This is a genomic window from [Pantoea] beijingensis, from assembly GCF_022647505.1.
In the GTDB taxonomy this organism is placed as follows: Bacteria; Pseudomonadota; Gammaproteobacteria; order Enterobacterales; family Enterobacteriaceae; genus Erwinia; species Erwinia beijingensis.
Map to the genome: position 1 here is coordinate 614,462 of NZ_CP071409.1, position 14,748 is coordinate 629,209.

The following is a 14,748-nucleotide window of genomic DNA, read 5'->3' on the forward strand; positions in this document are numbered from 1 at the left end:
TTGCGTTTTTTATCCGAAACAGATGATATATACCCGTCATACTTCACGTTGCTTGTACGTTGGCTTTCCTCGTTCACCCCGGTCACTGACTCCAGTAAGCTCCCGGGGATTCACGGCGTCGCCGCGTGATTCGGCCTTATGGCCTCACCTCTTCGGGGCCAGCGCAAGCGCTGTTCAAAACGATCCGCCGTTTTGTCAGGCAACTCGAATTATTTAGGGTATATATCTCTTCATTCGTCCAGGAATATGCCCCTCTGGAATGTATTTATTAATTATCGCGGTTAAGTTAGCGTTATCGGGGACATTTTTACTTGACGATGACAGGAACTTTTGCCACTAATCATCATGTCGTGTTTACTGGTCTGGTACAGGTGAATAATGGAAAAAATCGAGAATTTAATTCCGATGGTGGTATTCGCGCGTGTAGTAGAAACGCTGAGTTTCACCGAGACTGCACTCTCTTTGGGAGTGTCAAAGTCATCCGTTAGCCGGGATATATCCACGCTTGAAAAACGACTAGGTGCGATGCTGCTTAAGCGTACTACCCGTAAAATAGAGATAACGGAACTGGGGTTAAGCTACTATCAGCACTGCTTTAAAATACTGAATGAGTTGCGCGCAGCGGAGCGTTTTATTCGGGATTATTATGAGGAACCCGCAGGAACGATAAAAATACTTGCCCCTGTTACGTTTGGGAAAGAGTATGTTGTGCCAGCGTTAAACAAGTACTTAGAAAGAAATATTATGGCCAACGTAGACCTCGATTTATCAGATAAAGCGGTAGATATCAAAGAGAGCCCGTACGATCTGTCGGTCATTGTAACTCAGGATACGCCGACCCATGAACATACTAAATTTTTGTGCTCAATCCAGTGGGGGCTCTACGCTACACCTGACTGCATCGCCAGAATGCGGCCGATCCTGACACCGAAAGATCTCCCTGCGCACAATTTTATCCTGTTTCGCGGGGTAGCGTACACGGTTTCCTTGTCGTTCAGAAAAGAGAAGCAGAAGGTCAATATTGACGTGCAAAGCCGCTTCAGAAGTAATAACAGCGTCGCGTTGGTCAATATGGCGCTCTCTGGGCTTGGTATCGCTTATCTGCCGAATTATATTGCTCGTGAGAGTATTTCAACAGGGCGACTCGTTCGGATCTTACCTGGCTGGAAAATGGATGAGTATAAAGTCTGGTTACTGTCGAAAAACAAAAATACGATGACGTCAGGTATTAAGCGATTTAGTGATGAACTCCAGCATTTGGTTTCCGCTGCGGAGATTAAAGAAAGCGGCTGATATCCAACTCGCCGTGTCGGATGACCGATACTTTATCGTCCAGTAAAGAGATATGTGTGGTTGCCATCCGGCTCGGATTTTTGCAATTGGATGGTACGACCAGATCTACAATGTCACCCATATCTTCCCGGGCGAGCGTAAAGCTGACAAGGTCGTTCTCATCCTGGGGATAACCTGCCGGAATAACCACCAACGGTCTGCCAAGCCGACTAATGATGTTTCGCATCTGACTATTTTTTACACATACTACTGGCAGGATAGCACCTGTTCCGACGAGCGCGGTTGCCCGTGGGTTTTTCCGCAGGCTGATTTTCAGGGGACCGGGCCAACAGGCCCGGCTGAGCGTTTCAATTTTGTTTCTTTGCCACGGGCTGACATCCACCCATTCCCATATGTCGGCCACATCGCAGAAGCAAAACGTCAACTCTTTTGCACAGAGTGATGTTTTTAACAGCGTCATTTTTTCCACCGCATCCGGGCAGAATGGGTCGGCTGCAAGAGCAAAATGGGTATCAGTGGGAATAAGGATGGTTCCACTGTTACGCAAAACGGTGGTGGCTTTGTCTACAAATGACATGGCTATCCTTCTCCACTATGACGCTGAAAAAACTGGGCGCTTAATAATAATCGCCGTGGCGATAATCCCAGGAATTAAACTGAGCTGACATGAAATTAATTATTTTATTCACGTCCAGGCCTTTGCGAATTAATACCGGGCAAGGTGTGACTTTTCTGGTTCCGGCCTGCTCAGGGACCAGTTTTCCCTGGCTGTCCACCATCGATACCATCACGCCTTGTTCGTACCGGCTCTCCTGAGTTTCATCAGGCTGAATAGATTTAACATAATCATTGGCGCAAATAATTAAATCCGCGTGCGTTTCAATACGATCGCCAATCAATTCCACCATGCCACGATTACCTTTTCCTGACGGATTAGCAGAGCTGGCGAATGAGAATTTGTGGTGCTTTTCCCACAGCTCTTTAGCAATCAACTCTCCAGGCTTGCCAAATTTAATCACGAAGCAGCTGGTTTTTCTGCCGTCCATCATCAGATCTTTCAGACCATTTTCCGGTAATTGATCGATAGCTTCCTGACGCCATGGCAAAATACAGCCCAGTAAGATGTCTGCATCCCAGTGAGTCTGATAAAATGCCTCAATCTCAGGATTCAGAACCGCCAGCGATTTCAGCTGCTCCATGCTTCCGCACAGAACCACGCCTGGCTTATTACGGTTTCGCTGTTTGGCTTCGAATTTTCTTTCCAGCCCCTCTTTATCTGAAGTCATAATGATATAGCCCACCTTAGTTGGGCAAACAATCATACCACCGTCAGCAGATAATACCGTAATGGCTTCTTGCTGAACCTGACCATTCCACTCGATTTTCTTATTCATCATTGATTCTCCCCGCACTGCACTGGTGTCATAAATTAAGAGCAAGGATGTCGATTAAAAACAGTCTGTGCAATTTGCAGAGAAATTTTCACAGCATTGTTTCAATGTGGGAACAATATAGCCTTATTCCTGGGCAATTCGCCAAGTTGGTTAATTCCATTACCAGTTTCGCTTTTCATCGGTTACCAATATGACCACCCACTGGCACATGCCGATTCCTTAAAAGAGTTCTACGCTATGAAACTATTAATTGAAGGTCTGAATGACTACAGTTATCTCTCAAAAGAAAACGAATATAATGATTTTGGTGGAAAAGGCGATAATGTCTCTCCAGCGCTATGCTGGCAGAACTCGCCGCAACAAACCAAAAGTTTTGCTGTTACCGTATATGATCCTGATGCCCCTACGGGTAGCGGTTTCTGGCACTGGGTCGCCTGGAATATTCCCGCCAGTGCCATCACTCTTGCGGCGGGGGCCGGAAACCCTGAGGTCGCATCTGGCATTGCACAGGCCCGTTCTGATTTTGGCGCCTTTGGTTATGGGGGCTGCTGTCCACCAGAAGGCGATATTCCTCACCGCTATATTTTTACCCTGCATGCATTAAGTTGCGATGACTTGGGCGTTACACCGGACCTGCCGAATGCCGTTATCCGCTTCCTGATTAATATGCATACCCTTGAGAAAACCAGCGTCATCACGCTTTACAAGCGTTAATGAGGCGGGCGTGATTAACCCTATTAGACGTGTTTTTACCCGGCGTACCGTTTTCAGAACCTGCGTGGTGGGCGTCGTGTTATTGATCCTTATTGTGCTTTTTTATGTCGGTATCGGGGTCTCAAGTAAGGAAGCCTTTATCAATGGCCGAATATCCACGGTGCTTTCTCCGCTGCCCGGACAACTTATTTTGAGGGAGGAAATAACGCCCGGTCAGGTGGTTCGTATGCAACAGCCTCTGGGAAACGTACTAACGACGCAGGCTAACGATCAGATCCCGGGATTAGTGGCCCAGAAAAGTTTGCTGGAGATTCAGCGTGCCGATCTGGATAAACAAATTACGGGGATCGATCGGCGCCTGCAGGCGTATCAGAAGCAGCAGCAGCAGTATCTTGCGGAAAGCCGGGTGCAGCATCAGCTCGGTGAGAAGCAGTCGGATGCGGCTTTCGTGCAGCTGAAAGAGGAACTTAGTGCGATTTCAGCCCAGGCTACATTCTCCAGGCAGCAGCTCCAGCGGTATGAAAATCTTTTCAGGCAGCACTTCATCAGTCGCATGGAGTATGAAGAGCGCAAGAGCAATACGCGAGTCTTGCAGGCGAGCCAGGAGGCGAAAGCGGCTGAACTACGTCAGCGGCTGCTGGAGGTGAATGCCGCGAAATCAGGGCTTCAACTGACGGGGCCCAGAACGCTTGATGCACCACAGCAAAACCAGCGTGATATCTCCCTTACTATAGAGAACATGCAGCAAGAAAAACTACAGCTGATTGCCCGCCTGCAGGCGACAACGCAAAGCATTCAGGAAGTGGCTGCGCTGCTTCACTCACGGCAACAGGCAACGTTACTCAGCAGCGTTGACGGCGTCATCTGGGATATTAGCGAGGAAAGTGGCGCAAGTGTGGAAAACGGCACGCGGATCATGCGAGTTCTGGATTGCCATACCCGATGGGTAGACGCATTTTTTGATGAGGCAGATGCCGACAAGCTTCTGCCGGGTATGGCCGTAACGGTTCGTCTGACGACATCACCGTCGGCGACATGGAAAGGCACGATCAAAACTCTCCGTGCGGGTAGTGGGCGGGTAGCCGTGGGTGAAAGAGATGTTCAACCACCGCCAGAAATTGCACGGCGGCAGCTGCCGGTGAAAGTCCTGACCGCTCATATCGATATCGACTGGAAAGACGTGCCGGATCCTGCGAGCTTTTGTCTTGCGGGACGTAGCGTTACGGTCAACATTTAACAGGAAAAAAGATGCAGCATATACACAACACGGTTGCCGCCCTTAAACGAGGCGATGTGGTCCTGGTTCCTACTGACACCAATTACGCACTTGCTGCGGATCCGTGGAATAGTGAAGCGTGTAAGAAAATCTACGACCTCAAAAAGCGCGATCGACAAAAACCTCTTACGCTATTCGTTGCCCAGCCAGACCAGGTATGGGACTACATTGATGTTTCTCAGGTCCTTCATCGCGATGCTCTTAACAAACTCATTGCCGTGATGCCCGGAGCGCTGAACCTCGTGGTTCCGGCATCGGATAAGGTTCCGCTAAATCCTTATCTGAAGCCGGAGTCGGTCTCGCTGGTGTGTAATCATCAGAGGGTACTTCAGCAGGTCATTGCGCTGTTTGGTCGCCCGTTGGGGATGAGTTCCGCTAATCTTTCAGGGGAGGAGTCTGGCTGTCTGATTGACATTGACGCTGCCCGGCAGACGTTTGGTACACGCGTAGGTTATATTTTGCCCGCGTCGCAGCGTCCTGTAACAACGCTCTCCAGTACCATTGTCTCTCTGCTGGGGAAGGAGATTACAATCCTCCGTAAGGGTGATATTGATATTATGTCGATACTTTCGTAATGACGTCGCGCCAGTTACATCCCGGGTCGGGTAACCATCGGTTATTTCTGGCCTACCGTATTGTATCCCGCTGCTATTTCCATCTCCCTGTGTTATTGCTCTATTTTTGGTCGATAGATATGGGGATGTACCGTATTATTTTTCTACTGGCGCTGTACGGATTGACGAGCACGTTCAGTAGTGGAATACCAGGGTGGCTGCTGTGTTTTTGCACACCCAAACAGACGGTAATCTTTGGCGAACTGATGAAGGCGTTGGGGATGGGGGTGATGCTATGGAGTACCCGACAGAGTGAGGTTAACCTCCCTCTGTTAGTCGTGTCGCAGCTGCTTGGCGGCGCAGGATTTACTATCGCCCTGACCACGGATGCCGCTCTGCTGCGCCAGCTAACTGAGGGGGATCAGCATCGATTTATGCAGATCCAGACGACGTCACAAAGCGGTATGTTTATTGCCACGCTGATTGCTGGTTCGCTGGGTAGTATATTGTTTGACTATAACCCTCAATGGCCATTTATGGCAGCGATCGCCGTGAGTATGATCTCTTCTGGATGTATATTTGTGATTCGTACTCAGAGTGGAGGACAAAAATTAGCTCAATCTAATGATAATCCAGCGTTTTCCCCCAGGACGGATCAATTGTTCTGGATGATGTTCTATTCCATCTCAAGGAGTTTTACGCTCGCACCTTTTATTGGCTTTATTCCTTTTTATTTTATTATGGTGAATGTCGATCCTCTGCTTTTTGGTGCGGTTCTGAGCTGCTTTACGCTCTCTTCCTGGGGAGCAATCAGGATTGCCGGCCCCTTTATTACACGATTTGGCGTTGCTGCACTTTTGACGACGACAAGCCTTTTCATGTCGGCAGCGCTTGGGCTTTTTGCTTGCAATGAGTGGTTATCAGCAAAAGGGATAGACTATTTTATTTCGGGTTTACTGGCGCTGGTACTGCTGGGGTTTGGTTCAGGTACGATCCGTCCGATAACGCTCGCCAATCTTGATCTCTCCGCGAACTCGCCTGCTGAGCGCATGCACATTTTTTCCCGCATGGAACGGGATTTCGGTTTGATCAATACGTTCTTACTGGCTGTGGGGGCCTGGTTGTTAGTCAGTAAAGGTTTCACCACGTTGATGCTGATCTTCTGTTTGTTCTATATTTCGGTGGTATGCGTATCAGCTGTATTTTACTTAAAAAACTTGCGGAGTAGAGAGCACAGTTCCATCTGAGCAACAATCAGTACGTATACTGAAACTAAAAGCGCTTCTTATGGATTCGCGTTGAAAGCACATCTTTTGTGCGGTGTAATTTCCTCATTAGATAATGAGGAGAGTAAAATGAATATCCACGAAACTGAAAATTCTGCCTCGATAAATATCGAGTATGGAATGACGTTAACTGAAAAAATAATCGCGAAAGCCAGTAACCGGGCGCATGTTTCACCCGGTGAGGTTATTTTCGTGAATATTGATATTCTGATGTCTCATGACCCTTGCACACCAGGCGTCGCCAGCGTATTTAAAAAAGAATTTGGCGAAAATGCAAAAGTATGGGATCCGGACCGTTTTATTATGATCCCCGACCATTTTGTATATTCTGCGGACCCGCAGGCAAATCAGAATATTCGAGTGATGCGCGAGTTTGCAAAAGAGCAGAGCATTACCCATTTTTATGATGTCGGTACTGCCGATTATAAAGGCGTATGCCATATTGGTCTGGCCGAAGGGGGGCATACCCGCCCTGGAGAAGTGTTACTGGGTACCGATTCCCATACCGTTACCGCCGGTGCTTTTGGTACCTTCGCCATTGGCGTTGGCATTACAGACGGTGCGTATGCATTGGGAACAGGGGAAATACCGCTGATGGTTCCTGCAACTATCAAGGTGAACTACTTCGGGAAAAAAGCAAAAAGCGTGCAGGCAAAAGATTTAATTTTAGTCTTAATGAAAGAGCTCGGCGTGGAAGGCGCGACCTATAATGCCATCGAATTCTCGGGGAGTGTTATCGATGAATTATCGGTCGAAGAACGGATGACAATGTGCAACATGGTTGTGGAGTGCGGCGCTAAAAATGGCATTATGGTGCCGAATCAAGCAACGCTGGATTATTTAGATGAGAGAACTAAAATCCCTTTTACCGTTGTGACACCGGACGAGAATGCCCGCTATATCCGGACAATAAATATTGATGTATCGACATTAACTAGCGTTATCGCACGTCCACATTCACCGGATAATGTTGTTGCGGTTATGCAACTCGAAAATATTGCCATTTCGCAGGCGTATATTGGTTCATGCACCGGAGGAAAAACCGCTGACTTTATCGCCGCTGCACAAATACTGTGGCAGCGTAAAGTGGCCATTCCAACCTATGCTGTACCTGCGACGAAAGAGGTTTTGCATAATCTCATTACCACTCAGGTAAAGGGCGTTTCTGTTTACGAGATCCTTACGCGTGCAGGGGTAAAATTATCTTCCGAACCGGGATGCGCGGCCTGTTGCGGCGGCCCCGCGGATACCTTTGGCAGGGTCCGCGATCCCATCAGCGTCATTTCAACGACTAACCGTAACTTCATTGGGCGAATGGGTAATAAAGGCGCGATGATTTATCTGGCTTCACCTTATGCTGTTGCTGCCGCTGCAGTTTCCGGTTTTATTACTAATCCAGAACGGTACTTAACCAATGACTATTAATAAGGTAATACGCGGTACAGTTTATGTGTTAGGTGACAATATCGATACCGATCAGATATTAACAGCTGAATATTTGAAAATTAATCCAGCCTCTGCTGAGGGGCGTGAAGAATTGGCTTCGCTTGCTATGTGTGGATTGCCAGAAGGTGCCCTTCCTTTTATTAATCCGCAGACCCTGCGGGCTGGGTACGACATTATTGTTGCCGGGAAAAATTTCGGCTGTGGCTCTTCACGAGAACACGCTGTGGTGGCGCTGGGGGCATCAGGTGTGAAAGCTGTCATCGCTCAATCATTCGCCCGCATATTTTTTCGCAATTGTGTATCCACGGGACAATTAATGCCCGTCACTCTGAGTGAGGGCTATGATACAGATGTGCTGAAAACAGGCGATATTATCGAAATAGATTTAGACGCTCATCAGATCGGCACTGCTGATGGGGTTCTGAAAACCGCTCCGGTAGGGGAACTTGCGAATATTGTCACTGCGGGTGGCTTGTTCGCTTATGCAAGGCAAACAGGAAAGATATAATCCACTACAACCAAAAGACTCAAAACAAGACGCCTTACTTTCTCAGGGTGCAGCGCCTGTTTTGAGTGTACACAAGGCAATCAAAATATGATTACCCAGCTAGAGTTTAACGATCTTCAAAAAGATGAGCTATCAAAACTTATCAGCAGCATCACGATCAGCCCCTATACAGACTATAAACTGTTCAAACAATCCATAACTAAACTGATTGAAAATGGGTTGGTGCCTGTTTTTTTTGTTCGGGCCTGCGAGCGCGTCAGGCAAGAGCGTAAAGATCATGGTATCAACGCGCATTTGCTGAGGAACGTTCCACTCGATACGATCCTACCGGAATTCGATCAAACGAATCCCGTTAATGATAAATATGCAAAAAAGCTGACCTTTGTGGGTGAGGCTTTGCTGGAACTATTTGCTCAGCTCACTGATTCCCCATTGCTGGCGTACCGAACACGCAACAATGGTGATTTTTTCCATGATGTTTACGCCGATAAAAAATACAGCAACACACAAACTCAAAAAACGGATGGCGAACTGTACTTCCACAACGATCGTACTGCTCACCCTGTGCGAGCCGATTTCCTGAGCTTATTAGGCATGCGTTGCAGTGCTGAAAACCTGATTTTTACCGGTTACCTGGATGGTAAAGCGATTCTGGAGAACCTGAAAGCGGAATCGCAGGAGTGGTTACGCAAACCTCTGTTTATTACCCCTTTCGATGAATATTCCCGCGATTCTAACTCCAGTCAGGTTGATTCTGAACTGCATCCCGTCCTTGAGAATATTCACACGTTCCGTTACTACGACACACGAACCACCTATGCCCCGGATGCACCAGCGGAAGCGATTAAAGCGCTGATTGACCTGAAAGTATCCATCACCAAAGCGGCCAAAGGTCGGGTAGCGATTAATAAAGGCGACCTGTTCTCCTTTGCTAACCAGGACTCTTTGCATAACCGGGAAATTATCCAGGTCAATGATCCTTATTCGGCGGAAAAACGCTGGTTGCTGAAAACATACAGTTTCCGTAATCCTGAAGTGATGAATACATACCACAATTACTTCGATTCTGATCTGCCCGGTTTTGTGGTGGCAGAGTAAGCCCGACAGGCACTTACAGAAATAAAAAAAGCCCGCAGGGCTTGTAATATGCGGGTTTTCAGTATGTTATCGGATGACTCTGGTAATCACTGATGGATAATTTTAGGCTGACGGAGCCTGAATTTGTTGTTTAATTAGGTTAACTTGTCATTCTATTGGTCAACTAAAACGCGACTTTTTCATAGAGATCACCCGCCGCGCGCGTTTTTTTGTTAATAGCAGTTAAAATCCTGCTATTTTATCACCACTTAAAAACGAGAAAACAAAAAAGCCACTCTGTAGAGTGGCTTAATTATATGATTTTGAAGCTAAAATTTGGTGGCCCCTGCTGGACTTGAACCAGCGACCAAGCGATTATGAGTCGCGTGCTCTAACCAACTGAGCTAAGGGGCCGTGGGGCAGGATTATAAAGTAACTCTGCGGTGCAATCCAGCGCTTAGCATTCAGTTGCCTGTTTTTACAGCAATTAAGCCGTATCATAACGGTGCGGGAATATAACGTATTCATTGGTGTGGGCCCGTTTTGACCCGCATGAAGGAACAGGGTGAGGAGGAGGACGTTATACTTTCTATTTTATTGCGGTCTGAATAACTGAGAGTATCAGCGTTGAACATCTTATCAGGCGAGGCGGCCGCCGATGCGTGCAATCGGCGTGCTCCAGGCTGCGGCGAATAGAGGATAGCAGGACTCAGAATAGATGAACGAAACGAACAACAATCCGATTACCGATATTCTTGCACCGGGTTTGCGGGTGGTATTTTGCGGGATTAATCCAGGGAAATCGTCGGCGCATAAAGGCGTTCACTTTGCGCATCCGGGGAATCGATTCTGGAAGACGATCTGGCAGGCGGGGTTTACCCTGAACCCGCTGAAGCCCGAAGAGGAGCTTAAGCTACTGGATACGGGCTGCGGGATCACCATGCTGGTGGAACGGCCGACCGTGCAGGCCAGTGAGCTGTCGGGTTCTGAACTGCGAGACGGCGGTAAGCTGCTGGTTGATAAAATGCTGCACTATCAGCCGCGGGCGCTGGCGATTTTGGGGAAGGAGGCGTTTAAGCGCGCTTTTCGTCAGAGTAAGGTGGAGTGGGGCAGGCAGTCGGTTACCATTGGGGAAACGGAGGTTTGGGTGTTACCCAATCCCAGCGGGCTTAATCGGGCGTCGCAGGAGGAGATGGCAGACGCTTATCGCGAACTGGAGCATGCGTTGGCGATGCGAGGCCTGTAGCCGATTAGCCAATAAAAAACCCCGGAGGTCCGGGGTTTTTCGGGCGTATTGCTTGCTCAGACGATTAATCGTCGAGGAAGCTACGCAGCACTTCAGAGCGACTTGGGTGGCGCAGCTTACGCAGTGCCTTCGCTTCAATCTGACGGATACGTTCACGGGTCACGTCAAACTGCTTGCCCACTTCTTCCAGCGTGTGGTCGGTGTTCATATCGATACCGAAACGCATACGCAGTACTTTCGCTTCACGCGCGGTCAGCCCCGCCAGAACGTCATGCGTTGCGGAACGCAGGCTTTCTGAGGTGGCGGAATCCAGCGGCAGCTCCAGCGTGGTGTCTTCGATAAAATCACCCAGATGTGAATCTTCATCATCACCAATCGGCGTCTCCATAGAGATAGGCTCTTTGGCAATTTTCAGCACCTTGCGGATTTTGTCTTCCGGCATCAGCATACGCTCGGCCAGCTCTTCCGGCGTTGGCTCACGGCCCATCTCTTGTAGCATCTGGCGCGAAATACGGTTGAGTTTGTTGATGGTCTCAATCATATGCACCGGAATACGGATGGTACGCGCCTGGTCGGCGATAGAGCGAGTGATAGCCTGACGGATCCACCAGGTGGCGTAAGTTGAGAACTTATAGCCACGGCGATATTCAAACTTATCAACCGCTTTCATCAGGCCGATGTTACCTTCCTGAATCAGATCGAGGAATTGCAGGCCACGGTTGGTGTATTTCTTGGCGATAGAAATAACCAGACGTAAGTTCGCTTCAACCATCTCTTTCTTCGCACGGCGCGCTTTCGCTTCACCGATTGACATACGACGGTTAATATCTTTTACCTGCTCGATCGTCAGGCCGGTTTCTTCTTCAATCTGTGACAATTTTTGCAGGCTACGATGCACGTCATCTGAGACTTCATTCAGTTTTTCAGACCACGGTTTATTCATCGCCAGCGCGGCTTTAAACCAGGTTTCACTGGTTTCGTTGCCGGTGAACAACGTGATGAAGTTCTTTTTCGGCATTTTGCACAGTTCAACACAGAGTTTCATGATGAGGCGTTCCTGAGTACGAACGCGATCCATCATGGTACGCATGCTGTTGACGAGGAAATCGAACTGCTTTGGTACCAGGCGGAACTGTTTGAACACGTCGGACAGGTTCTGGATCTCAGCGGCTGCTTTCGCGTGGCTGCGCCCATTAGCTTTAATCACTGTGCGTGTGACTTCGTACTGGGTACGCAGTTCAGTGAACTTCTCACGCGCCAGTTCAGGATCGATGCTGTTATCGTCCTCAGCATTGTCATCTTCGTCTTCGTCTTCGTCATCATCGTTATCGCGCTCTTCTTCCGTGAGCTCTGAACCCACATGGGTTGCAGTAGGCGCGATATCTTCTTCGGCGTTCGGATCGACAAAACCGGTGATTAAGTCAGACAGGCGAGCTTCGCCTGCTTCAACGCGGTCATACTGTTCTAGCAGATAAGTAATCGCTTCGGGGTATTCGGCAACGGAGCACTGTACCTGATTGATACCGTCTTCGATACGCTTAGCGATGTCGATTTCGCCTTCGCGCGTCAGCAGCTCAACGGTACCCATTTCGCGCATATACATGCGAACCGGATCGGTGGTGCGTCCAATTTCAGATTCAACGCTGGATAAGACTTGAGCGGCAGCTTCTGCTGCATCTTCGTCGGTATCGCTGCTGTTCTCGTTCAGCATCAGATCATCGGCATCAGGTGCTTCTTCTACAACCTGAATGCCCATGTCGTTGATCATCTGGATGATGTCTTCGATCTGATCGGAGTCGACGATATCTTCCGGCAGATGGTCATTGACCTCGGCATAGGTCAGATAGCCTTGCTCCTTACCACGGGTGACAAGTAGCTTAAGCTGTGACTGCGGGTTTTGCTCCATAAGACGGTATCCACACTTCTGTTAATTAGATTGGTGTCGGTCAGCTATGCAGCCAACAATAACAGTTGAGGCTTTTGGATTATTGCCGCTGCCTTCGTTGCGGCTTTCGGGTTCTGGACCCGAATGATAATCGGCACTTAAGCCGCTAAGGTTCTGCTCGCTGCCTGGTGGCTGTCATCGTAAACGCAAATAGCGTTCAGGCTAACGGTGCCGTTGTACTGCTCTTGCCAGGACAGTCATTATTTATTTCTTTGCACGGGCTTCGGTAATCACCCGCACTTCTTCGCGTTCAGCCTGAGTTAACCCTTGAGTGCGTGAACGCGCGATCAAATCGTTGAGCCGGAGCTCTAGCGCGGAATCGAACAAATGATCCAGCGCGTCGGTAAAGGTTTTTTCTGCAATGTCCCTGTCTGCTATATCGTCCCACATCGACAGCTTTTCAAGGGTCGCGGCTTCTTTTGTGCCACGATAATGTTCCAGAATCTGTCCGGACGTCAGCCCGGGCTGCGATAAACAGTAGCCGACCAGCTCATTGAACAGGCGTAAACCCGGCAGTTTGGTCTCATCCAAGCCTGCCAGCGGTGGTACCAGTGGTGCCAGTTCCGGATTTTGCAGCAGCAGTCCTATCAGTATACGCATAGTTGTGCGTTTTAGCTGGGGCGGCGGCGCGACTTTGCTATTTTCTGCTGCCTTAGGCATTAAGCGTTCAAGCTGGCTGTCATCAAGAATGCCCAGCTTATTTCCCAACTGCTGACGCAGATAGATACGTAACGTTTCGCCAGGGACTTGGCCGATTAACGGCAGAGCCAGGGTACTTAACAGCGCACGACCATCCGGGCTGCTGAGATCCACCTGCGGCATCAACGTTTCAAACAGAAACGTGGAGAGCGGCATCGCCTGCTCCATCCGCGCTTCAAACACGGCTTTGCCTTCCTTACGCACCAACGTATCCGGATCTTCCCCATCAGGAAGGAACATAAAGCGTAGCTGACGTCCGTCAGTCATGTAAGGCAATGCGGTTTCTAATGCACGCCAGGCAGCTTCACGTCCGGCACGATCGCCGTCATAACAACAAATTACGTTATCGGTGGAACGAAAAAGAAGTTGGATATGGTCAGCTGTCGTTGAGGTGCCAAGTGAGGCAACCGCATAATCGATGCCGAATTGCGCTAACGCCACCACATCCATATAACCTTCCACAACCAACAGACGAGCGGGTTCTGGATGGTTCTTTTGCGCTTCGTACAGGCCATAAAGCTGGCGGCCTTTATGAAAAATGTCGGTTTCCGGTGAGTTAAGGTACTTCGGCATTCCATCACCTAATACGCGTCCACCAAAACCGATAACTCTTCCGCGTTTGTCATGAATCGGGAACATCACGCGCTCGCGGAAACGATCGTAGCTACGTCCTTGATCGTTGGTAACCAGCATGCCAGCATCAATGAGTGACTGACGATCTTCTTTATCACGACCAAAGCGTTTTAGTGCGTTATCCCACCCTGCGGGTGCAAAGCCGATAGCAAAATGTTTGATGACGTCAGTGCTTAATCCGCGTTGGGACAGGTAATCACGTGCGTTAGCAGCGTTCTCCTGTGCCAGCGACTGTTGATAGAAGGTACTTAAGCCTTCCATTAACTGATACAGGCTTTGGCGCTGATGCCGTTCTAACTGGCTTGGGCCATTACCGGCTTCATAAGGCACTTCCAGCCCGTACTGAGTCGCCAACTCTTCAATACTTTCAACGAATTCCAGTCTGTCGTAATTCATCAGGAAATCGATAGCATTGCCATGGGCGCCACAGCCGAAGCAGTGATAAAACTGTTTTTCACCATTTACGGTGAATGAGGGGGTTTTCTCGTTATGGAACGGACAGCACGCATGGTAATTTTTGCCCTGCTTTTTGAGCTTCACGCGTGCATCGATAAGATCGACGATGTCGGTGCGAGCCAGCAAGTCATTGATAAATACGCGTGGAATTCGTCCAGCCATAAGCCCCGATTGTTCTGCTCATAAACGAGAACAAGCCGCGCATTCCTTCCGGAAAGCAC

13 protein-coding genes and 1 tRNA gene are annotated in these 14,748 nt (G+C 48.9%); 9 read left to right on the forward strand and 5 right to left on the reverse strand.

Features of this window, described 5'->3' with window-relative positions:
* Positions 1-378 precede the first annotated feature (378 nt).
* On the forward strand, positions 379-1,293 hold the full coding sequence (locus tag J1C60_RS02810; RefSeq protein ID WP_128178522.1) for a LysR family transcriptional regulator: 915 nt from the start codon (positions 379-381) through the stop codon (positions 1,291-1,293).
* Here the strand turns inward: J1C60_RS02810 and J1C60_RS02815 are convergent.
* Together J1C60_RS02815 and J1C60_RS02820 are read right to left on the reverse strand one after the other, a co-directional pair.
* Positions 1,277-1,870, reverse strand: coding sequence for an L-threonylcarbamoyladenylate synthase (locus J1C60_RS02815; protein WP_128178521.1), 594 nt, complete (start codon positions 1,868-1,870; stop codon positions 1,277-1,279). The genes J1C60_RS02810 and J1C60_RS02815 overlap by 17 nt on opposite strands.
* A gap of 40 nt (positions 1,871-1,910) precedes the next feature.
* Complete coding sequence (locus J1C60_RS02820; RefSeq protein WP_128178520.1) at positions 1,911-2,690, reverse strand: L-threonylcarbamoyladenylate synthase; 780 nt, start codon at positions 2,688-2,690, stop codon at positions 1,911-1,913.
* A gap of 234 nt (positions 2,691-2,924) precedes the next feature.
* On the opposite strand from J1C60_RS02820, the gene J1C60_RS02825 reads away from it, so the two are divergent.
* The 7 genes from J1C60_RS02825 to J1C60_RS02855 all read left to right on the forward strand — a co-directional run bounded on the left by J1C60_RS02825 (position 2,925) and on the right by J1C60_RS02855 (position 9,569).
* Positions 2,925-3,401, forward strand: coding sequence for a YbhB/YbcL family Raf kinase inhibitor-like protein (locus J1C60_RS02825; RefSeq protein ID WP_128178519.1), 477 nt, complete (start codon positions 2,925-2,927; stop codon positions 3,399-3,401).
* Between the two features lie 10 nt (positions 3,402-3,411).
* On the forward strand, positions 3,412-4,638 hold the full coding sequence (locus J1C60_RS02830; RefSeq protein WP_128178518.1) for an HlyD family secretion protein: 1,227 nt from the start codon (positions 3,412-3,414) through the stop codon (positions 4,636-4,638).
* An 11-nt stretch (positions 4,639-4,649) separates the two neighbouring features.
* Entirely contained in the window at positions 4,650-5,252 is a 603-nt protein-coding gene (locus J1C60_RS02835) for an L-threonylcarbamoyladenylate synthase (RefSeq protein WP_128178517.1), read from the forward strand.
* Entirely contained in the window at positions 5,252-6,478 is a 1,227-nt protein-coding gene (locus J1C60_RS02840) for an MFS transporter (protein ID WP_128178516.1), read from the forward strand. Before J1C60_RS02835 ends, J1C60_RS02840 begins: the two co-directional genes overlap by 1 nt.
* Positions 6,479-6,586: 108 nt before the next feature.
* Positions 6,587-7,942 (forward strand): 3-isopropylmalate dehydratase large subunit, encoded by a 1,356-nt coding sequence (locus J1C60_RS02845; RefSeq protein ID WP_128178515.1) that lies wholly within the window; start codon positions 6,587-6,589, stop codon positions 7,940-7,942.
* The gene (locus J1C60_RS02850) at positions 7,932-8,471 is read left to right on the forward strand and encodes a LeuD/DmdB family oxidoreductase small subunit (RefSeq protein WP_128178514.1); all 540 of its coding nucleotides are present in this window, start codon (positions 7,932-7,934) and stop codon (positions 8,469-8,471) included. Before J1C60_RS02845 ends, J1C60_RS02850 begins: the two co-directional genes overlap by 11 nt.
* An 87-nt stretch (positions 8,472-8,558) precedes the next feature.
* Positions 8,559-9,569: a TauD/TfdA family dioxygenase gene (locus J1C60_RS02855; protein WP_128178513.1), complete on the forward strand. Its 1,011-nt coding sequence runs from the start codon at positions 8,559-8,561 to the stop codon at positions 9,567-9,569.
* 316 nt (positions 9,570-9,885) lie between these two features.
* Here the strand turns inward: J1C60_RS02855 and J1C60_RS02860 are convergent.
* Positions 9,886-9,962 (reverse strand) — tRNA-Ile (locus tag J1C60_RS02860).
* A gap of 304 nt (positions 9,963-10,266) precedes the next feature.
* On the opposite strand from J1C60_RS02860, the gene mug reads away from it, so the two are divergent.
* Positions 10,267-10,794 carry a G/U mismatch-specific DNA glycosylase gene (gene mug, locus J1C60_RS02865; RefSeq protein ID WP_128178512.1) on the forward strand — a complete coding sequence of 176 codons (528 nt, stop codon included), beginning with the start codon at positions 10,267-10,269 and terminating at the stop codon, positions 10,792-10,794.
* Positions 10,795-10,858: 64 nt separating this feature from the next.
* On the opposite strand, the gene rpoD is transcribed toward mug, so the two are convergent.
* Positions 10,859-12,700 carry an RNA polymerase sigma factor RpoD gene (gene rpoD / locus J1C60_RS02870; RefSeq protein WP_128178511.1) on the reverse strand — a complete coding sequence of 614 codons (1,842 nt, stop codon included), beginning with the start codon at positions 12,698-12,700 and terminating at the stop codon, positions 10,859-10,861.
* Between the two features lie 243 nt (positions 12,701-12,943).
* Positions 12,944-14,689 carry a DNA primase gene (dnaG, locus tag J1C60_RS02875; RefSeq protein ID WP_128178510.1) on the reverse strand — a complete coding sequence of 582 codons (1,746 nt, stop codon included), beginning with the start codon at positions 14,687-14,689 and terminating at the stop codon, positions 12,944-12,946.
* Between the last annotated feature and the right edge of the window lie 59 nt (positions 14,690-14,748).